This is a genomic window from Parabacteroides sp. Y3-G-102, assembly GCF_023656845.1.
In the GTDB taxonomy this organism is placed as follows: Bacteria; Bacteroidota; Bacteroidia; order Bacteroidales; family Tannerellaceae; genus Parabacteroides; species Parabacteroides distasonis.
This window is the reverse complement of the sequence record NZ_JAMOKU010000004.1, coordinates 75,490-96,345: the sequence shown is the minus strand read 5'-3', so window position 1 is coordinate 96,345 and position 20,856 is coordinate 75,490. Positions and strand designations below refer to the sequence as shown.

At 44.5% G+C, this 20,856-nt stretch carries 15 protein-coding genes; 5 read left to right on the top strand and 10 right to left on the bottom strand.

Annotated elements, in window-relative coordinates; all coding sequences use genetic code 11:
* The first annotated feature begins 161 nt into the window (after positions 1–161).
* Both nth and NBH16_RS03075 read left to right on the top strand, forming a co-directional pair.
* Entirely contained in the window at positions 162–800 is a 639-nt protein-coding gene (gene nth, locus NBH16_RS03080) for an endonuclease III (protein ID WP_048927319.1), read from the top strand.
* Complete coding sequence (locus NBH16_RS03075) at positions 797–1,678, top strand: hypothetical protein (protein ID WP_250788095.1); 882 nt, start codon at positions 797–799, stop codon at positions 1,676–1,678. The genes nth and NBH16_RS03075 overlap by 4 nt, the downstream gene beginning before the upstream one ends.
* Here NBH16_RS03075 and NBH16_RS03070 read toward each other — a convergent pair.
* The 4 genes from NBH16_RS03070 to murB all read right to left on the bottom strand — a co-directional run bounded on the left by NBH16_RS03070 (position 1,675) and on the right by murB (position 7,052).
* Positions 1,675–2,781, bottom strand: a complete 1,107-nt coding sequence (locus tag NBH16_RS03070) for a Wzz/FepE/Etk N-terminal domain-containing protein (RefSeq protein ID WP_048927321.1) — start codon at positions 2,779–2,781, stop codon at positions 1,675–1,677. The genes NBH16_RS03075 and NBH16_RS03070 overlap by 4 nt on opposite strands.
* A 6-nt stretch (positions 2,782–2,787) precedes the next feature.
* On the bottom strand, positions 2,788–5,166 hold the full coding sequence (locus tag NBH16_RS03065) for an SLBB domain-containing protein (RefSeq protein WP_048927322.1): 2,379 nt from the start codon (positions 5,164–5,166) through the stop codon (positions 2,788–2,790).
* Between the two features lie 117 nt (positions 5,167–5,283).
* Positions 5,284–6,039 carry an MBL fold metallo-hydrolase gene (locus NBH16_RS03060; RefSeq protein WP_005862219.1) on the bottom strand — a complete coding sequence of 252 codons (756 nt, stop codon included), beginning with the start codon at positions 6,037–6,039 and terminating at the stop codon, positions 5,284–5,286.
* The gene (gene murB / locus NBH16_RS03055; RefSeq protein ID WP_022192160.1) at positions 6,039–7,052 is read right to left on the bottom strand and encodes a UDP-N-acetylmuramate dehydrogenase; all 1,014 of its coding nucleotides are present in this window, start codon (positions 7,050–7,052) and stop codon (positions 6,039–6,041) included. The genes NBH16_RS03060 and murB overlap by 1 nt, the downstream gene beginning before the upstream one ends.
* Before the next feature lie 100 nt (positions 7,053–7,152).
* Between murB and NBH16_RS03050 the strand changes: the two genes are divergently transcribed.
* From NBH16_RS03050 to upp, 3 genes are all read left to right on the top strand, one after another.
* Positions 7,153–7,989 carry a hypothetical protein gene (locus tag NBH16_RS03050; RefSeq protein ID WP_022192159.1) on the top strand — a complete coding sequence of 279 codons (837 nt, stop codon included), beginning with the start codon at positions 7,153–7,155 and terminating at the stop codon, positions 7,987–7,989.
* A gap of 182 nt (positions 7,990–8,171) precedes the next feature.
* Positions 8,172–8,456: an HU family DNA-binding protein gene (locus NBH16_RS03045; RefSeq protein WP_005856836.1), complete on the top strand. Its 285-nt coding sequence runs from the start codon at positions 8,172–8,174 to the stop codon at positions 8,454–8,456.
* A gap of 153 nt (positions 8,457–8,609) precedes the next feature.
* Entirely contained in the window at positions 8,610–9,263 is a 654-nt protein-coding gene (upp, locus tag NBH16_RS03040; protein WP_022192158.1) for a uracil phosphoribosyltransferase, read from the top strand.
* Here upp and NBH16_RS03035 read toward each other — a convergent pair.
* The 6 genes from NBH16_RS03035 to NBH16_RS03010 all read right to left on the bottom strand — a co-directional run bounded on the left by NBH16_RS03035 (position 9,206) and on the right by NBH16_RS03010 (position 20,850).
* A complete protein-coding gene (locus tag NBH16_RS03035; protein WP_022192157.1) occupies positions 9,206–11,104 on the bottom strand; it encodes a PAS domain-containing sensor histidine kinase in 1,899 nt (632 codons plus the stop codon). The two genes, upp and NBH16_RS03035, sit on opposite strands and share 58 nt — an antisense overlap.
* A gap of 138 nt (positions 11,105–11,242) precedes the next feature.
* The gene (locus NBH16_RS03030; protein ID WP_250788094.1) at positions 11,243–14,710 is read right to left on the bottom strand and encodes a DUF1080 domain-containing protein; all 3,468 of its coding nucleotides are present in this window, start codon (positions 14,708–14,710) and stop codon (positions 11,243–11,245) included.
* A gap of 12 nt (positions 14,711–14,722) precedes the next feature.
* Positions 14,723–15,979, bottom strand: coding sequence for a Gfo/Idh/MocA family oxidoreductase (locus NBH16_RS03025; RefSeq protein WP_250788093.1), 1,257 nt, complete (start codon positions 15,977–15,979; stop codon positions 14,723–14,725).
* 145 nt (positions 15,980–16,124) lie between these two features.
* The gene (locus tag NBH16_RS03020; RefSeq protein ID WP_250788091.1) at positions 16,125–17,525 is read right to left on the bottom strand and encodes a Gfo/Idh/MocA family protein; all 1,401 of its coding nucleotides are present in this window, start codon (positions 17,523–17,525) and stop codon (positions 16,125–16,127) included.
* A gap of 100 nt (positions 17,526–17,625) precedes the next feature.
* On the bottom strand, positions 17,626–19,152 hold the full coding sequence (locus NBH16_RS03015) for a sulfatase family protein (RefSeq protein ID WP_048927326.1): 1,527 nt from the start codon (positions 19,150–19,152) through the stop codon (positions 17,626–17,628).
* Positions 19,153–19,158: 6 nt separating this feature from the next.
* Complete coding sequence (locus NBH16_RS03010; RefSeq protein WP_044545791.1) at positions 19,159–20,850, bottom strand: RagB/SusD family nutrient uptake outer membrane protein; 1,692 nt, start codon at positions 20,848–20,850, stop codon at positions 19,159–19,161.
* Between the last annotated feature and the right edge of the window lie 6 nt (positions 20,851–20,856).

Here is a 20,856-nt window from a genome sequence, read left to right as displayed (position 1 = left end):
AAAAGTACCGATTTCTTTCTCTCTTAGATGGAAGAAGGAGATCGGTACTTTTTTATTTATTCGTACAATTCGGGAGTATCTTATTTTTGGCACATCTCCGCTTGTATATTCCTTTTAAAAGTTATACCTTTAGGATGCGAAAAATAGAAACCGAAAAAACAATGCGAAAAGAAGAAAGATATAAAGGCGTATTAAACTGGTTTAAGGAAAACGTACCGGTAGCCGAGACTGAACTACATTATGACAATCCATATCAATTATTGATAGCGGTAATCCTATCCGCACAATGCACGGATAAGCGAGTGAATATGATCACTCCTGCCCTGTTCGAGGCTTTCCCTACTCCCGAGGTAATGGCAGCTAGCACACCAGAAGTCGTCTTTGAATACATACGAAGCGTATCTTACCCGAACAATAAGGCTAAACATCTGGTAGGTATGGCGAAGATGCTGATAGAGGACTTCAAAGGCGTGGTTCCCTCCGATATTGACGAGCTACAGAAACTTCCGGGTGTAGGAAGAAAAACTGCGAACGTAATCGCATCCGTTGTATATGACAAGCCAGCCATGGCGGTAGATACGCACGTATTCCGTGTCTCCAACCGGATCGGCTTGACCAATAATAGCAAGACACCCTTGGAAACGGAAAAGGAGCTAGTGAAGAACATTCCGGAAGAACTGATCCCCATCGCCCATCACTGGTTGATATTACATGGAAGATATGTTTGCCTCGCCCGGAAACCGAAATGTGAGGAATGCGGATTAAAGCCTTGGTGTAAATACTTCCTAAAGCAAACATGAGGATCGGCAAGAAAGACATAATGGCATTCATTGTCTTGTTTTTGGCTACGATCGTTTGCGTGAGGTACTTTTACAAGAATATGAGCGACGAGCAATTTGTCGCCACGGTAGATCCCTATAGCTTGGTCATCCCGACCCCCACAGCAATTTTTGCTATCAATCGTCCTCCTGTATTCGAGAAGATGATATTACCCATGGAGAATATACGCAAGGCGTTCTCGGATCATACGCCCGCTATTTTCCTCTCTTTAATACAGCAAAATCCGGATTTATCGTCTTTCTTGATCGCTTATTATCCACAAGGGGATATCTTGTACGCCCCTATGGATAGTCATACGGCAGAGCGTATTTTCAAGCAACTGGACGCTTCTTTCACTTTTCCTGCCCAGCAACGAGAGGAAGCTTCCGTTCCTGTTAGATACTATCCGGATGTTGATAAGCATTTTCTAGGTTGTTACTACCACGAGGGTATATTCGTGGTGTCCTACAATCGAAAATTATTGGTAGAGACAGCGAAAAAGCAACAGATGTACCCCGCACAGATCATTCCGGAATTAGCTGATCTAATTAGTAAAAAAGGCAAGAGTGGCGCGATGAATCTCTTCATCCAAAGCGCCTCTTTAGATTTACAGGTTCAAATGAATGACTCGATGGAGTGGAAAATGAAAAATCAATGGTTGGCAATGGATTTATTCTATAATGAAGGAAGCCTTTGCTGCTTCAATGAGCAGCCCTATGAAGAAACCTTGGAGAACTTTTACCCCAACTTATGCGATACGATAACTACTCGGATCAATCGGCTATTCCCACAAATAAAAACCACGGCACAAGTCAGTCATGACGAGGCCGTGGTCTATTTTACGGTTTGCGGGAATTAAGCTTCAGTCCCTTCTTTCTTGAATGCTGACACAAACATATCTTTTACGAATAAATATCCGATACATCCGAATAAAGCGAGGAAGACAAAACCGACCAAGATAAGTGCCTTCTTAGGAGAAGATGCTTTCAAAGGTACGGTAGCCGGCTCGATTACGGTATACACCGGAGTTTCTTCCTGTACACGCAATTTATCTTGCTCCAACTTCTGCGCCAACGTATTGTAAACATTAAACGTAAGGGTCATCTCATTCTTCAAACGTTCCTGCTCCGTACGGTAGCTGGAAGAGATAATATTACGGTTGGCATCCTCGAAAGCAGCGTACGCACGTTGCGCTTTATAATAAGCGTCACGTGACTCGCCAAATACCTTCTGGGTAAATTCCAAATCTTGCTTTACTTTCTGCGTACGATAATTCGTAATATAATTCTGGAGGTTTTCCAAAACGACCTTTGTCATCTGAGCGGAAATAACCGGGTCCTGCATCTGTACGGAAGCCGTGATAACCAAGGTCTTCTTGTCCACGGAAACAGAAACCCGCTCCTGCAAGGCCTTCACCACCTCTTCTTGATCCTTTGTCAAATGGTAAGGATTCAAGCCCTCAGACTCTTCCTCGTCACCGGAGATTAAACTCATTACCGCACCCAACGCCTTGAATGGAGCGGAGACAATATATCCCCACCAAGCCTTACGTTGATGTTCACTCATATAATCATACAATGTAGTGCTTAACTCCTTTTCCTTATCGGTAACCTCTACCGGAAACAATTCCAACAGAAACGGGGTACTCTGCACCACATCCGGATACAAATCCGGAGAGATCGCGTCCGCACCGGCAGCGGCATTCAGATTAATCCCAGCCATAGCAGCCAAACCGCCAAGACTAGATTTTTTTGCCGCATCCTGTGTCTCTGGTGCCAATTTCACCGTAGTTGTATATTCCTTGGGAATACTGAAAGCTACAATCAAACCTACTACCACCGCAATACCACAGCCTTTCAATAAGAACTTACGCTCTTTCCACAGTTTTTGCGCCAGTTCGATTAAATCGATCTCCTGCTCCTCAGGTAACTCTTGTCTTTTTATCTCGTTTATCGTATCCATGCCTGATTAGTTTTTAATCATGTTAACAATAGAGGTAATCATCGCGGCCATAGAGGTAGCGGAGCTACTGATACTCATGATCTCAGCCAAGCTTCGGCGCTCACGTTGCGTCTTCGTCGGAACTACGATCTCACAGCCCGGCTCCACTTTCGGATAACGCTTGAAAAAGATAGCGGTACGCTTCGTCGTAGCGACCTTACCATTCATATATATTACGATCGGATACTTACGTGCGATATCATTATAACCACCGGCTTGAGACAAGCAATCCGTAACTGACATACCTTTCGTGTAAGTCACGCTGTTCGGATAAGTCACGGCTCCACTCATCTTCACCGTACTTTGCAACTGCGGAATATAAAGTTCATCACCATCACGAAGCACGACATCATCGATACTGCCCGGATTTGCCAACGCTTTCTCTAAATCAATACCTACGGAATAGTCCTTCACATTCATCAACGCTACACCGATGGAATCCCGGCTTTGCTTATTCGCCTCACTTAAAGCCAGAAGGGTCTCCATGCGTTTCAATTCATCTTCTGTCAACTGACGTTTCAAGCTGGCACCTTTTACATAAGCCTCTGGGGTAACGCCTCCCGCTTTCGCGACAATGTCACTCAAACGTGCGTTCTTCGTAGCCAATACATAGCTACCGGCAAAAGTGATCTCGCCGTTCACCTTCACGACCTGTTGCTCATGATACCCCGGGGAGAAACGAACATAAACTTCATCGAACGGCTCCAGCGTAAAGATCGTATCTCCCGCATTCAACTTGAAGTCCTCACTCAACGAGAAGTTATATACATCAGCGATCCGGTTGACATTCTGATTGGAACTAGGATCCTTCACACGACGGGCTACCTCTACATTAATAGAAGAAGCGGACTCTCTTAAGCCACCGGCCATCATGATAGCGTCCTCTATTGTCAAATTATGACGATACGGAAGCACCGTATCCGGATAATTCACGGCTCCGCCAACCTTGATCGTATAAGGTTCGCGCAAATCGAATAGGGAAGGAATGCTTAATTGGTCTTCCGCTTGCAACTCCACATCTGGAGCGGTACCGTTCAAGATACCACGAATATCCACGGCGATCATCGTAGTCGTGAAATCCGGATTCAAACGGGTAATCAAGGCACGGCCGGCGAACTCGTCTCCTTTAAGACCTGCGGCCTGTTTTACCAATTGCTTTACCGTACGAACCGACGGACTTAACTCATATTCTCCCGGACGCCATACTGCTCCCGTCACGATCAAACGATTCTCATAAAAAGGAATAACGGAATCTACCAGCAAAGAATCGCCATCCTGCATCACGAAAGAAGCGAACTTATCTTCCGAAACCGTAGAGATCTGGTAACGACTATCTGATTTACGCTTCACTTGTACGTCCTTCGTATAAGCGTCGCCGGTAAATCCGCCGGCCATATCCAGCAATTGCTTCAAGGTCTCACCCTTGCGCAACTCGAAAATACGATTACGTTTCACCTTACCTCGAACCACCGCTAACTGGTCGTACGGGCCTACCATAATCATATCGTTCTCTTCCAAACGAACATTCGTTGTGTACTTTCCGTTCAATAAATAATCATATACGTCGAGATTAGCGATTTCCTTGCTATTGCGATATACCTTGATGCTACGCAAAGAACCGATCTTATTCACACCACCGGCGGCATACAACGCATTAAATAATGTGGCGAATGAAGGTAATGTATACGTACCGGGAGCGACTACCTCGCCGACAATATTCACCTTCATGCTACGAATCTGGCTCAAACTGACGGAAACAAAGGTATTCCCCTCTCCCGAACCAGACAGCGTAGACATAATCTGGCTCAACTCCTGACGCAGACGAGTCTCAGCGCCAGCGATCGTCAATCCACTGACCGACACCGGACCTAAATTTGGTACAAGGATCGTACCATCCGGAGAGATCTTTAATTTCAAGTTTAGCTCGGAATCTCCCCATACATTAATCAATAACTCATCACCAGCGGAAAGCACATAATCCTTAGGTGTAGGGATGTTTAAATCTGGGGCAAAAGATAAGTTCTTGTTTGAGAAGATTTCATGCCCGAATACAGTATTCTCCATGGCTGAAGCAGGAAGATTATTTCTACGTTGGGCTTCTAAGGATTGTCCTTCATCGATTACCGGCATTACCCGGTCGCTAACCTTCGCATCGGTAGCGGTAGCTTGAGATCCGACTGATCCCCCTTCTTGTTTCATACGCTTGGCTAATTCCTGCTGGATCTGCGTATCCGACATTCCAGCGGCTTTCGCCTTGTCAATCAAGTCTTGCGGAACCTGTGCATACACAGATCCCGACAGCAATAAGCAACATACGCATAGTACGTTCTTAAACGATAAATTCATACAGTCTATTATTGTTTTTTATTATATACCACTCCTGCTATAAGCGACTAACTTAAAAAAGCAGCTATTCTCTAGATTTTCAGCTGGCAAAGATAAAGAATCTTTTCAATATATGACTTAAAAAGTCACCGTTAATCCATCATATGAGTAATGTACATGCGGAGGCAACTCTTTTTCAATGACCGCATGCAACCCTATGCGATGACTCATATGGATTAAATAGGCCTCCTTGGGCTGGATACGGGATATATTCGCTAAGGCTTCCTCCAGACTCTCATGCGATTGATGCTCTCCTTTCCGAAGGGCATCAATAACCAATACATCAAGGTTTTCCAACTTAGCGTACTCTTCTTCCGGAAGATATTTAAGGTCGGTCAAGTAAGCCATATTGCCGATACGGAAACCTAAGATCGGCAGCTTAGCGTGCATTACACGGATCGGAGTGATCATGACACCGGCGGCCTCAAACGGTTTCGTCCCGATCGTATGCAAAACCAAATTAGGCACTCCCGGATATTTATGCTCCCGGAAGACATAAGGGATGCGAGTCTTTATCGCCTCCACGACATTGTCTTCCGCATAAATATCCACATCTTTATACCGGCCAAAAGGACGTAGATCATCTAAGCCACCTACATGATCGTAGTGCTCATGAGTTACTAAAACGGCGTCAAAATAGTAAATCTTATTGGTTATCATTTGCCAACGGAAGTCCGGACCACAATCGATCAATATCCGTTTCCCTTCCGTCTCTACCAAGATCGAAGCCCGTAGACGCCAATCACGGGGGTCTTTACTAGTACATACCTCACATTGGCAACCTATCTCAGGATTGCCCGTAGACGTTCCTGTTCCTAAAAAAACGATTTTCATTATCCGACATATTTAACCTCAGGCATAAGCTCTATACCGAAACGATCTTTTACGGCGGTACGAATGCTCTCCGCGACCAACGCGATCTCATGCCCCCGGGCATCTCCTAAATTCACTAATACCAACGCTTGTTTCTCGTAAACACCTACCGGCCCATGGTTTTTACCCTTAAACCCACATTGCTCGATCAACCAACCGGCCGGAACCTTGATCTTTCCTTCCGAAGCGGGATAAGACGGGATTTCCGGGAATTGCTTTTTCAATTTCTCAAAATGCTCTGCCGTAATTATCGGGTTCATAAAGAAACTGCCTGCGTTGCCTAATACTTCCGGATCGGGAAGCTTCTGCCTGCGAATTGTTATGACAGCCTCACGGATCGTTTCCAAAGTAACTTCCGGATATTTCGTCAACTCCTCCTTTAAGTTCCCATAATTAACCGAAAAGCTAGGGTTCTTGGATAGTCGAAGCGTAATATAAGTTATGATGTGGGGGTCATGATGCTCATTCTTGAAATAACTATTACGATATCCATATTCACAATCCGTATTCGTAAAAGTCCGTTTCTCGAATGTCAACTGGTTATAAGCCTCCACGCTCTCGATCACATCCTTGATCTCCATACCATAAGCCCCGATGTTCTGGATAGCGGCAGCGCCCGCCTCACCGGGTATTAAAGAAAGATTCTCTATACCTCCCCAACCTTTCAATACGGCGTATGCCACGACATCATCCCAGATCTCCGCAGCCCCGACACGAAGCGATACATACTCGTCCGTTTCCGCCGAGATAGAAATCCCCTTGATTCGGGAATGGATGATAATGCCATTATAATCGTTGATGAACAATAGATTGCTCCCGCCTCCTATATGCAAGGATAAACATTCCTGAAAGTATTCATCATGTAAGATTCGTTGCAACTCCTCCTCCGTCTCATACTCCATGAACCAACGTGTCTTTACTGGGAGATGGAACGTATTGTGTTTCTCCAACGAATAATTCTGCTCTATTCTCATCGTCTATTTTATTTTTAGGGCAAAAGTAGTCATAAATAACTCATCCGCAAATTATGTAGTTCCGGATTTTTTCAGTAGATTTGTATATAGAGTTGATCGTATGGATGAGAACACGTCCGGCCTATCCGGTGAAATACAGAAGATGATCCTCGACAAGTTAAACACGTTCAATCGAGGAAAAACGTCAGACAAAGGGCGGTACTACATTCTTTTGCCTACCTCAAAGACCTTATATTATACGCTTTGGTTCTTTACGCCTTCGGCCACTTATCATCCGACGGTCTATTTGGCGAATCTCGACTTGAATGCCATCAGCTCGGTGAATAAGGCGATTAAGATGGTAAGCAACTCCTTTCTACCTTTATTTATAACGACAGATATCAAAGACTCTCCCGATAATGGAGACGATATTATTTCTTTCGGTAAATACAGAGGATACCATTTGCATGACATCTATACGATCGATCCCCGTTACGTCGTTTGGATAGCCGATAAATATGAGCCTCACGTAAAAAGCGAGATGCGTTTTAAAGAGTTAGCGGTGACCTACAGTAAAATCTATCTCGACCTACAGACCCGTAAGAAATATAAAATGCCTGTAAGCCGCTTTGTAGGAACACCGGGAGAAAAATTGAGCGATTTAAAGTTAACAATCACAAAAGTCCGCATTGAAGACGATTCTTACAAGACACAGATTATCCGTGGTACCGAATATTTCTATGTAGATCAATTGCTCACGGCCGTGGACATCGCCGGGAATTACTTTTTATTGAGGATAAAAGCGAAAGATCGTAGTCTTACCACGCAAACGTTGCCACCGGGCGCTCATGCTTTCCAAGTAGGGGAAAAATTGACTTTGACTTCCGCTAAGGTCTTAAAACATATAGAATCCCGTACTATCAAGTACACACGAATCGGGTATATCAAGATTCAATAAATGTTTCGAAATTCGCAAACTGACACATTATTAACATTTTTTGTTCTTAAAAATGTAACAAACATCTGTAGGCCTTGTTTAATAAGAAACTCAAATGCAAATGTATCTTTGCAAAACGTAACTATAAAACCAGCTTCAAAGTGTACATTTGTAGTGTTTAACAATTTAAAAAATTTGCATTTATGAACAAAGCAGAACTTATAGAGGCTTTAGCAGACAAGACCGGGTTACAAAAGCAAGAAGCAAAGAAAGTATTGGATGCTTACATCGAGATCGTAACTGAGCGTATGTCCGAAAATGAGGAAATCGTACTTGTCGGATTTGGAACACTGATCCCAAGACCGCAAACACAGCGTCTTGCCAGAAATCCTAAAACAGGTACTCCGGTAATGATCCCCGCTCGTACGACCGTAAAATTCAAACCGGGTAAATTCCTCCTTGAGGCGATGAATGCCCACCTGAAATAATAAAGTCACCGAAAACGTAGTAAAAATATCCCCGGTAAGGGGATAAAAAACCATAAGTATGAAATCTTTCATTTATAACTATGAATGAAAAATTTCATACTTATGATTTTTAGTGTCCGGAAATGATTACTTTTGGGCTCAAAAAAAAGACTCATGAGAATCGTCAATCTTGGAGACACAAATTCCATATTAAACAAGTTCGTAGCCGAACTTAGAGATGTAGATATACAAAAAGACAGCCTTCGTTTCCGTCGTAATGTTGAGCGTATCGGAGAAATCATGGCTTACGAGATCAGTAAGGAATTTCATTACAGTACGAAAGACATCCAGTCCCCGCTAGGTATAGCCCCGATGAATACGCCGGACGATCGAATCGTGATTAGTACGATCTTGCGTGCCGGACTTCCATTCCACCAAGGTTTCCTTCGGTATCTGGATAATGCGGAGAACGCTTTCGTATCCGCTTACCGCAAATATAAAGACCGTTTGAATTTTGATATTCATATCGAATATATCGCCTCTCCTCGCTTAACAGGTAAAACCTTGATCATATCCGACCCGATGTTGGCCACCGGAAGCTCTATGGAATTGGCGTATGAGGCCCTGCTGACCAAAGGAGTACCCGGCCATGTACACGTAGCCTCCATCATCTCAAGCAAACAAGCCTTGGAATACTTGCAGAAGAAAATGCCGGATGACAAGACTACAATCTGGATCGCCGCATTAGATAATGACCTCGACGATCATTCTTATATCGTTCCCGGATTAGGCGATGCAGGAGATTTAGCGTTCGGCGAGAAGGAATAGGGATGCGTAAACCAAAACGTACTGCCTTTGCCCAACTCGGAATTTACACCGATCCGACCACCTAGCCTATTTACGATGGTCTCGCAAATAGATAGCCCCAAGCCCGTACCTTGTTTAAACGTATTTCCTTTATAGAAACGATCAAAGATATGGGCTTGTATCTCTTGGCTCATGCCATCCCCCGTATCAGTCACGGAGAATTTTATCTCATCACCTATGATCTCGTAAGCTAAGGTGATACAACCTTCGCTCGTATACTTGATCGCGTTGTTAAGGAAATTGGATATTACCTGCGTCAGCCGCATACGATCGCTATAGATTTGGCATTCCGGTGAATCTTGGGGAGCGATCAGAGCTACGTTATCGGGCATCTTGATACGGAATGAGGTCACGATCTCATTGATCACCTCTTTTACGTTCATATCGGCGAACTTGAAATCCATCGTACCGGATTCAATTTTTGCCAAGTCTAGAATATCACTGATCAATTGAAGCAACATCCGATTATTGCTATCGATGATTTCCACAAACTCATGCCTCTCCTCGGGATCATCCGTTTCCGCCAATAATTGAGAAAAACCGACAATGGCATTTAATGGCGTACGAATCTCATGACTCATATTCGCTAGGAAGGCAGACTTCAAACGATCCAGTTCTTCCGCCCTTTCCCTTTTCAATTGAGAGTCCTTTAACTCCGTGATATCGTAATTAATACAGATCATCTCCGGTTTATTCGGGTCTACGCTTTGAGGGTTACGGGTGATATTGGCGCAAATCCATTTCCATCCGTCACCAGACTTCACACGCACTTCCCTACGGAAATGATGCGCTTTACCCTGTTTCACCTCCTCAAAGAATGAGTTTATATATCCAGCGTCGTTCGGATGAATATAAGAATAAATCCCAATAATTTGGGACAAGGGGGTTCCATCCTTCTCTCCCATATTCTCATACCATTGCTTAATGGCATAGCCCTCAAAGGTATATAAGTCATAAAGGGCATAACCGACTTTAGCGTATACGCTGACCAAGGTAAATACATTCTCAAACTCAGAAATACGGTTATAGGCGATCATCTTTTCCGTATTATCCAAATTAATAAGTAAATAGCTGGAAGGTTCACCTCTTTGGTCATATAAAATACTGGCCTTGGTAACGATATCCATCTCGCCTACTTTCGAGGTGTTATAATAATCATCGACCTTCTTAAACGAATAATTCAGCCGGAAATTCACGGATTTATTCTCCTTGAGTTTCTTGATCACATCTTTAGGCATAATCGGGTTGCTAAAAATATTGACTCCTAAAACGTCCTTCTTTGACCGGATACCGAATATCTCCATATCCTTTGCGTTCAGGTCAATCAAGTAACCGTCCCTGTCATAAAGCTCGACTCCCACAGGTAAATTTACATACAGCTTTCGGAAAATCATCTCATTATGATCGATCATCTTACTAATCTTTTCCTCTTTCAGTTTGAAATTAGGTAAAATCTGTAATATGCCCAACGCTTTTACGCACACTCCATTATTCAACTTACGCTCACATAATCTGGAGCGTACCCATTTTTCCCCAGTCGGTGTTATTATCGGAAATATCTGCTCATACGTATCGACAGATTGGATCGATAAAAAATCCGTAGTAATCAGATCCCTAAAGTCTTCCCGGATTATATAGTAAAATTCAAAAAAAGAGAGATTATTCCCCTTCTTCCCAAATATACTCATTAAATAATCGGAACAGATATAACTTCTTTGAACAAAATCGGCTTCCCACAAGCCAACTTCCGCTCTATCTAATAACAATTTACATTGATCCAATTGAGTCTGTATATCCTCCATAAAAATATCCCTTCCGATAAAATTACACTATGATTTCACAAAGATATAATTTAAATAGTATAAATCCCCTATAATAAAAAAGAGATTGTCTCGAATCACTCAAGACAATCTCTTTATATATTCAAAGCCTGATATAAATTATTTCAATTCCTTGATACGAATATTGCGGAATTTGACAGGGGAACCATGTCCTAAGAAACCTATATGACCTTTTTTGTTAAACAAACCCGGATGCTCCTTTCCATCCGGCGTACCATTCTTCACGGCATCCCGAATATTTCCATCCAAGATTACGACTCCATTCACCGTCACACGGATATGATCGCCATCCGCCATGATCTCTTCCGTATTCCATTCTCCAACCGGCTTGAACGCTTTCGGATGATCCTCACGGGCGGGAATGATACCGTATACGGAACCATGATGTTGCAGCGGAGTGATGTTTCCTTGGTAAATAGGATGTTCACAATCCAAGACCTGCACTTCCATACCTACATATGCTGCGTCTCCTTCCATCGGCGTACGGATACCGACACCGTTATTAGCTCCCGGGGTTAACTGGAAATCAAAACGATAGATAAAGTTTCCGTATTCCTTCTTGGTGTACAGATTACCTCCGAAGCTACTGCTTGGAACCATAGAGATACAGCCGTCTTCCAAGATATAATCAACCGTATTTCCAGTCCATTCATGCATATTCGTTCCGTCAAACAAAACCTTGAAACCCTCTTTTTCCTCTTCAGGAGACAATTGGAACGGTTCTTGTTTCTCTAATTCCTTCACGTAGATATTACGGTAATAAACCTTGCTACCATGCGCTTGCATCTCGATTTGCTCTACCGGGAAAATCGGAAGCTTGCGATCCCAATAGTTTTCCAGAATCACGTTATCTACCACTTTTTCTCCGTTCAAGACAACCGTCACACGGTCGCCAACCATCTTAATATAGAAGGAATTCCATTCACCTAGTTTATTATCGGCCACTTTCGAAGGCTTGCTCTCATTTACCTGATTGTTATACAAGCCTCCGGAACCTACTTGCGCACCAACATTTACCCGAGAAGTATCCCAGATCTGGACTTGAGGAGTACCACGCAGATAAATACCGGCATCAGCCTCAGGTCCTTTAGGATCCAACATCCAATCAACATACATCTCGAAATCACCATATTGCTTTTCAGTACATAGGTTATCGTACCCAGTACCGTCAAATACTAACAGGCCATTCTCCACTTTCCAGTCACGACGCATATTCTCATCCGCCTTCTCCTGCGCTTTCGCCAATTGAGCCGGTTTCATTTTCGCACGGGCGATCGGATTCTCAACCAAACCTTTCCAACCCGTTAAATCCTTACCATTAAAGATAGAGACAAATCCAACCTCGTCCGGCATCGCATCTAAATGTTGCTTCAAGGCATCGATATCATAACGAGCGTCTTCCCCGTCAAACATGGTCAAAACACGTTTCAAGATTGCCTTCACATTGTCACCCTTATATTCCGGATGGTTACGAGCGATATTCCAAACCGCATAAACAGCCGCAGAACGAACAGCCGCATCGCTTGAATCCAAGAATTCCGACGCATACATCAATGCCAAGAAGGTATCCGCCCGTTGGATCTGACGTAAAATAAGAGCCTTTTGCTCACTCGTCCGGGCGATCTCCATGACTTTCCGCAAGCTCAACAAACGATTCTCTCTCGTAAATGCCGGATTAGATACCAACTGCACATAACGCTTTAACGCCCTGTCGAATACTTGATCGGAAGAGGCTGATTGGCAAACCTTAAATAGTTCATCGGCAGCCTCAATACCCTTCCATGCCAACAAAGCGTCAAGAGCCGCATCCTTGGCCGCTCCATTCCCTTTATTCAATCCTTCCACGATCGTAGCCAAAGCCTCTTTCTCACCAGTCGCTGATAAGACCTTATAATAAAGATATCTCTTGCTATCTCCCGCTTGTACCATACGGCGATTCACGTTAGATACTTGAGTTGCCGCCGGTTGTTTAGAGATAGCGGCAATGACCGCATCCTGAAGCGGGGCGATAGCGGAAGCCTCCGCCGTCTCCAACATTCCACACAATAAAGTGAAATCTTTCTCAGACACTACATCTTTCAATGCGGTATAAGCGGCTTTCTTCACCTCCGGAGAGCCGGATTTAATCTGATCCAGTACCGTATTCAGATTCGCATCGGCCATACGTATCGCCAACAGCTCCAGACCAGCGATTTTCCCGGCATCGGAAGCAGACGGGATCACTTTAGCGACCGCTTGATCAATATCGCCGTTAAATGCCATCAAAGCATCTTGACCCAATAATATCACTTGCTTGTCATTGCTCTTCAACAAATCCGCCAGCACAGGAATGACACTCTTATCACCGATTTTAACCAAGGCCCAAACAGCGGCCTGTTGCACATAGAAATCCTTATCTTTCAATTGGTCCAAAAGAACTTGTCTCGCTGGTAGATCAAAACGAAGTTCCAGATTCTTGATCATGTCATGTTTAGACGGGCATTTGCTTTCACGGCCTATCCAGTTCAAGATATCCACCTTGACTTCCGGCTTCGCCTTTAACATGTGTTTCATGACCTCGATATAAACATTTTGATCAGCGAAACCCGATGCGAAGTTCAAAGCCGCATTACGGTATCCCTTATCCGTATCTTTCAAAGCCGATAATAAATTCTTCGTAGCGGCTTCTGGCTTAGCGGCTAATAGAATCTGAAGAGCGGCCTCACGGGTCTGTGTCATGCCCGCTTTCGTAGACTTCTTCAATAAATCATTCGCTGCTTTCTCCGCGTCTTTGGTATCGCCTTGCTCAAGGACACGTTTTATCAAAGCGATATATGCCTCATTCGCCCCGGTCTTTTCCATTTTATAACCGGCTTTCTCCGCAGCGGCGGCTAAATCGCCTAGAGAAGCTTTAGAACCTACACGACTCAACGCATAAAGAACCTCTTTCTGCATATTCTCATCGCTGGAACCAAGCATCACTTTCAATACATTTTCCGCATCAGCGATTTGCACGTCAGCGATCGCACGGATAATATCCTTTTGCGTCTTCGGAGTACCGGAACGACGCATCAAGGAAGCCACCAAAACCTTCTTAGCGTTATCGGTACGGATTGCGGATAACGCACGGGCAGCAGGACCGCTTAGGCTCTCATCGTTCAAATAGCTAGCCAGCGTATCCACACACTCATCTTTTCCCAGTAATTGAAGCTGCCGGATAATAAAAGCCTTTGTCTCCCGGTCGCTCACCTTATCCAAGGCTTTCAAATATGCGTTGGCTGTTGCTAGACGGGCATTTTCCTCACCTTTCGCCATCACGTAGTGAGTCAATCCGCTTAACGCATAATCCACGTTCGAGTTACTGCCTTTTCCCGGAGCGTTAATCTTGTTAATCAACATCAAGACCCCTTCCTCGCCAGTGGAGCTTAGGTCATTAATTAATTTGTTATATTCAGCTTGTTGCTCCGCCGGCATCTGTGCCAATACATCGGCAACGATCGTCTTCGATGTACGATTAGCTGGGCTTTGAGCCATTAACATGCTACCGCACAACAATAAGCTGGCAATTGATATATATACTTTTTTCATATGTGTATGTGTTTAAATATTCCAAGGCGCTCTCATCGGCTGATCCAACAAACGATTAGCGGCCTCATCATTAATAAATTCCAGTTTTACGGGATCAACGTGAAGCGTACGATTCAAACGAAGGGCTACGGCACCCATGTTCACGATCGTAGCGGAACGGAAGCCATTACGCTCATTCAAGGCAAAAGGCTGACGAGTCTTTACGCACTCGATAAAGTCGGTAACCTGTGGCTCAGGTTCGGGATAATCGGATAACTTTTTCTCCCAATCCGGGATATCACATACGAAATTCTTATAAACATTCCCGTTCGGTCCGGAAATATAAGGTGTGTTCGGATCCCCGTAATCACCTCCCCAAAGTACGATCTGGCAACCATCCTCATAGGTATACGTAATCGAGCGCCAAGTACCCACGGCGTCCGGATGTTGTTGCGGAGCATCCACCTCTACCTTAACCGGGCTGGTATTATCTTTTCCCAGAAAATATTGTACAGGGTCAATATAATGCTGTCCCATATCCCCTAAACCACCGCCGTCATAATCCCAGTATCCACGGAATGTCTGATGCACACGATGCGGGTTATAAGGTTTGTAAGGGGCCGGCCCCAACCAGAAATCATAATCCAGCTCACTAGGCACCGATTGCGGTTCCAGATATTCTTTACCAACCCAATAGAACTTCCAGTCGAAACCGGTATGCTTGCTGATCGTTACCTTTAGCGGCCAGCCCAACATACCACTTTGAACCAGTTTCTTCAAAGGTTTCACGGGAGTACCCAATCCATAGAACGGGTCTGCGAAACGGAACCAAGTGTTCAAGCGGAACATACGCCCGTATTGCTTCACGGCTTCCATTACCCGTTTACCCTCTCCGATCGTACGGGTCATAGGCTTCTCGCACCAAATATCTTTTCCAGCTTTAGCGGCCTCGACAGACATAATACCATGCCAGTGAGGAGGCGTAGCTATATGAACGATATCTACATTAGGATCCAGAATCAAATCACGAAAATCATGGTATGCGGCAATCTTATCCTTTACCAACTGTTTTCCTAACTCCAGATGATTCTTATCGACGTCACACACGGCGACAAGACGAGTCCCGGCATAGTCCACATGTCCACGGCCCATACCACCTGTACCGATAATTCCTTTTGTCAATTGATCACTTGGAGCGATGAATCCATTACCCAACACGTGGCGCGGTACAATCGTAAATGCCGCAATTCCTCCAAGAGTCTTCAGGAAGTCTCTTCTGTTTGTCTTCATAGTACGAATTTAAAATTTAGATAGAATAGATTAACTTGAGTGACAAAAATAATCATAATACTCGAAGAGACAAGAAAAATGTATATAAAAAAGAAAAGGATGCCTTTAACAAAGACATCCTTCCCTAGTATTTTATGAAAATTTATTACAAAGCGAATTGCGGTTGACGGTGAATCCATTGTCCACGGGTGAAATCCGGGAAGTCTACTAAAGCACCGCCACGAGCGATTGACATCTCTGACAAGCCGGAGATAGCGCTCCAAGCGGCAGCGTCATAGCAATCCATTGGAGCCGGTTTTTTATTACGGATAGCGTCGATCAAGTCGTACATCATGATATAGTCCATACCACCATGTCCGGCCTCAGCCGCCTCAGCGGAATGTTGTGCCCATAATTTATGGTCATATTGCTTGAACCATTCCTCCGAATCATCCCAACGGTGAGGTTTGGATTTACCCTGTACATATACATGATCGCCATCATTCATCCATAAACCCTCAGTTCCCTGAACACGGAAACCTAATGAATAAGGGCGAGGAGAATTGGTATCATGGGTTACGATGATCGTTTGTCCATTAGAACACTTAATCATAGAAGTCACGATATCTCCCAAATTGAAGTTGACCTTCGCCAACGGATGATTCTCACCTCCATTATCCACGATAAACTTATGCAATCCACGAGATTGAGTAGCCATAGCGGATAAAGAAAGGAAGCGGTTACCACGATTGATATCCATACAATGAGCTACCGGTCCGATACCATGAGTCGGATAGATATCGCCATTACGATGTACGGAATGGTTCGTACGCCATTGAGCCTCGGCGAAAGCCGTCGGACCCATACGAAGATCACCACTGCCCGGTACATAGTTGTAATGAGTTCCATCATTGAATTTCACCTCACGCAAGTCATGCTCATAACCACAAGTACCATGCAATATCTCGCCGAACAAACCTTGGCGAACCATATTCAACGCAGCCATACAGTCACGACGATAACATACGTTCTCCATGATATTCAAATGGCTTCCGGTTGCTTCCGAAACATTTACCAAATCCCAGCACTCCTCTAACGTGTTAGCCGCAGAAACCTCCACGCCTACATAAGGAACACCAGCCTTCATAGCGGCGACAGACATCGGTACGTGCCATTCCCAAGGACTTGCGATGATCACGCAATCAAACTCCTCGTTGTTCAACATATTCTCAAATTCACGTTCACCCCCTTTGTAAACTTTCGGAGCAGGAACATTAAATTTAGCGATATGTTTCAAGGTACTATCGATCGGGCCCTGTTGGATATCGCAAATCGCTACGATCTTATTACCGGGGATCGCCAATACATTATTAATATGCTCATGGCATCTAGAACCCGTTCCGATGAAACCGAAACGTAATTTACCATCATCTTTACCGGCTGTTTTTTTCTTTTGGGGTTCAGCGGCGGTTGTTGTAGCTCCGGCGTTTCCGGCCATTGCCAAGCCTGCGGCACCAATACCGGCGGCAGATACTTTCTTAAGGAATGAACGACGAGTGTTTTCCATATATTTTATAAATTAGTTTGTGTTTTGAGGATACAAAATTAAAAAAATATTTTTTCAATCAAAACGTTATTGAGTATTTTGAAAAATAAAGAGTCCAAGACTAAAAGTTCGTTATCTTTCCGGTTTCCCTTTTTAGCCTCTCGAAGGTCATCATCATCTGTCGAAGTCTTATAGGTTCTTTTTCCGCCAAATTAACTTGCTGACCGATGTCTTCCTTTACATTATATAATTGATAACAGTTACTATTTCCGGCAAAGGCAGCCTCCTCCGCATCGCCATAGGTATCCGGATACGGTGGGATCATGACCCAATCACCATCACGTAGCGCATAATTGAAATAACCTTCCAAGACAAGTTCCTTTCGCCCATTACCACCTTTTCCTAGAAATACAGGCAAGGTGTTTTGGCTATCTACCTTATCAGAATAGGTCTGTCCGATCAACGCCGACAGCGAGGCTAACAAATCCATCTGGCAAACCAAGGCATCCGACACAGCGCCCGGCTTAACTTCCGCAGGCCAACGAAGCATGAACGGGATACAGGTCCCACCATCATACAAGCTCGTCTTTCCTCCACGAAGCGGTCCGGCCATCTTATGATCCCCTACCAATTCCACGGCTTGATCTTGATAACCGTCATCCAGAACCGGTCCGTTATCGCTAGTGAAAATAACTAATGTATTTTCCGTTAGCCCCAACTTATCCATTTCCTTCAAGAATTCGGTCACGCACCAATCCGCTTCCAAGATAACATCTCCACGAGGTCCCATCCCCGACTTACCCGCAAATCTCTCGTTCGGTACACGAGGTACATGCGGTTGATGCAAGCCATAGTACAGGAAGAAAGGTTTATCCTTATTCTCTTTCATAAAACCTTTCGCCTTCTCAAGGAACAACTCTGCCATATCCTCATCTTTCCATTGGGCGGTCTTGCCTCCTTTCTGGAAACCAATTCGAGGTACACCGTTTACGATAGCGCCGGCATGCCCGACACTCGGGAGCATTCTCAGTAATTCAGGATTATCCCTCCCAGTCGGTTCCCCGGGGAAATTCTCCTTATAACTGACATAGAGAGGATCGTTCGGATCGAGGTTTACACCTCTCCCATTCTCGATAAAGATACAGGGAACCCGGTCATTGGTAGCAGCTTGGATAAAAGAATAGTCGTAACCGATCTCTTTCGCTCCGGGATAAACCAGCTTGTTCCAGTCTACCGCCCCGTCACCTAATCCCAGATGCCATTTGCCGACCGAGCCGGTGACATAGCCCGCTTGCTTCATCACCTTCGGCAAGGTAACCTGTTGAGTATTGATAATCAGAGCCGCATTGCCGGGAAGTATTTTGGCTTCCCTATTTGTCCAAGGATATAATCCGGTAAGCAAGGAATACCGGCTGGGGGTAGAAGTAGCCGCCGTACAATAACCTTGCGTAAAGCGTATGCCTTCATTTGCGATACGATCCATTCCCGGAGTCTGTATGCGATGAGCCCCGTAACAGCTTAGATCACCATACCCGAGATCATCAGCTACGATGATCACCACGTTAGGTTGCCGGGGAGCTGATTGAGCTATTAAAGTTGTTGGCAAGGAAAACCCTGCCAACACACTCATTATACAATACTTATTCATCGCTTATTACGGATTCTGAGTTAATGTACCCGGATAAGCGTTAATCTCAGACTGCGGAATATACTGGATAGCCAACGGGCTGGTAGCAGGATATTCAGGCACGCCGTCATGGAATCCCGGGTAATGACGTTTCATCGTATCGCCTACACGATATACATCAAAACCACGGTCAGCCTCATAAGCTAATTCCAACTGACGTTCTTTCATGATAAGCTCATGAGCGTTTGTCGCATCCAAAGATTTATATCCGGCGTTAGGTAAGGAACGGGTACGAACGGTATTCAAATCGGCTAATGCTTTTGTATAGTTTCCTAATTTAGCGCTAGCCTCGGCGCGAATCAGGTATAACTCACCTAAGCGAGAGATAACCGGAGAATAAAGGTGAGGATAGCCATCTTGCTTAGAGCACTTATAGCTATAGAATTTCGGGTTACCTTGACTTTCCAACATAAAGTAGTCATAATCTCCCTCATACGTTTCTCCCTTATAGCTAATAGAATAACGCTTATTGTCCACATCTACCGGAGTTAATGTATATTCTTCACCATCTACCGTAGCGATTAACTTACCTCCTACTTCCTTGGTCTCACCTTGACGATATACGTAACCGGAAATCTTGCCGTCCGTATATAAGTTAGCTACAAAACGGAAAGCGGGGATCTGATTTCCATTGGCGTCTTCCTTATATTGCGGATGGATAAACGCCTCACGTGCATCGGTTCCTTTTCCTGTCTCATGCAACAAATCCATATACTTAGCGCTGGCGTAAACCTCACCCCAGCCTTGACCATCGATCTCAGCGTACATACTTCCTAGCGGATCACCCCAATCTTCCCAGTCTGAGGCTATAAACTTCACGGCGAAAATAGTCTCTGTCTGTGAAGCGGCATCCGGAGCGAACTCATTATAACGCATAAAGTTAGCACGGTCCAACATAGAGAACTGGCCACTCTCGATTACCGTATTCGCATAATCATAAGATAATTGGGCATATTCCTTATTCGGATTCTCAAACGTGCCACTCATATACATATAGACCTTCGCCAATAAAGCTTGAGCCGCATATTTTGAGGCATAAGCGGTAGATTTAAACGTTGTCATCAGCTCTTCCGCCTTTTTCAAGTCAGACAGAGCTTGATCATACGTATCCTTCACGGACGAACGATCCGGAAGATCCAGATTATCCATATCCTCAGGCATACCGTTTACGATCGGCAAGCCCAGATTCTTCTCCGGTTCCTGATAATAAGGACGGCCAAACACACGGCAAAGATAGAAGTACATCATGCCGCGCATATAATAAGCCTCGCCCAACTTCTGATCCAACTCAGCAGACTCGCCCTCATTAATCATCTTCATCAAAGAACTAGTCTGTGAGATGATATTATAGGCACTGTTCCAAACCGTAGTAAGACCACCGTTATTTACCGTATGCTGATAGGTAAAATAAGTACCGAACGGATTGGTTGTCGGTTTATCCTTACAAACGTTATCCCCCGGGAACTCACCACAATAATGCAAGTGTTCGGATGCCTTTTTCAGTTTTGCGTAACAACCGTTTAGCAAAACATCCACCGCGGCATCTTTGTCCTCCATGATCTTGTCTTCCGTGTACTTATCGTAAGGTAGACGTTCGATATCACAGCTTGTTATGAACGTGGCCGCTGCCGCAAGAGCCACTATAGCGATTTTTTTCATTATGAT

What these genes read in the sequence shown, in the direction of transcription:
- nth (WP_048927319.1), top strand. Translation starts at nt 162, where the DNA reads ATGCGAAAAGAAGAAAGATATAAAGGCGTATTAAACTGGTTTAAGGAA.
- NBH16_RS03075 (WP_250788095.1), top strand. Translation starts at nt 797, where the DNA reads ATGAGGATCGGCAAGAAAGACATAATGGCATTCATTGTCTTGTTTTTG.
- NBH16_RS03070 (WP_048927321.1), bottom strand. Translation starts at nt 2,781, where the DNA reads ATGGATACGATAAACGAGATAAAAAGACAAGAGTTACCTGAGGAGCAG.
- NBH16_RS03065 (WP_048927322.1), bottom strand. Translation starts at nt 5,166, where the DNA reads ATGAATTTATCGTTTAAGAACGTACTATGCGTATGTTGCTTATTGCTG.
- NBH16_RS03060 (WP_005862219.1), bottom strand. Translation starts at nt 6,039, where the DNA reads ATGAAAATCGTTTTTTTAGGAACAGGAACGTCTACGGGCAATCCTGAG.
- murB (WP_022192160.1), bottom strand. Translation starts at nt 7,052, where the DNA reads ATGAGAATAGAGCAGAATTATTCGTTGGAGAAACACAATACGTTCCAT.
- NBH16_RS03050 (WP_022192159.1), top strand. Translation starts at nt 7,153, where the DNA reads ATGGATGAGAACACGTCCGGCCTATCCGGTGAAATACAGAAGATGATC.
- NBH16_RS03045 (WP_005856836.1), top strand. Translation starts at nt 8,172, where the DNA reads ATGAACAAAGCAGAACTTATAGAGGCTTTAGCAGACAAGACCGGGTTA.
- upp (WP_022192158.1), top strand. Translation starts at nt 8,610, where the DNA reads ATGAGAATCGTCAATCTTGGAGACACAAATTCCATATTAAACAAGTTC.
- NBH16_RS03035 (WP_022192157.1), bottom strand. Translation starts at nt 11,104, where the DNA reads ATGGAGGATATACAGACTCAATTGGATCAATGTAAATTGTTATTAGAT.
- NBH16_RS03030 (WP_250788094.1), bottom strand. Translation starts at nt 14,710, where the DNA reads ATGAAAAAAGTATATATATCAATTGCCAGCTTATTGTTGTGCGGTAGC.
- NBH16_RS03025 (WP_250788093.1), bottom strand. Translation starts at nt 15,979, where the DNA reads ATGAAGACAAACAGAAGAGACTTCCTGAAGACTCTTGGAGGAATTGCG.
- NBH16_RS03020 (WP_250788091.1), bottom strand. Translation starts at nt 17,525, where the DNA reads ATGGAAAACACTCGTCGTTCATTCCTTAAGAAAGTATCTGCCGCCGGT.
- NBH16_RS03015 (WP_048927326.1), bottom strand. Translation starts at nt 19,152, where the DNA reads ATGAATAAGTATTGTATAATGAGTGTGTTGGCAGGGTTTTCCTTGCCA.
- NBH16_RS03010 (WP_044545791.1), bottom strand. Translation starts at nt 20,850, where the DNA reads ATGAAAAAAATCGCTATAGTGGCTCTTGCGGCAGCGGCCACGTTCATA.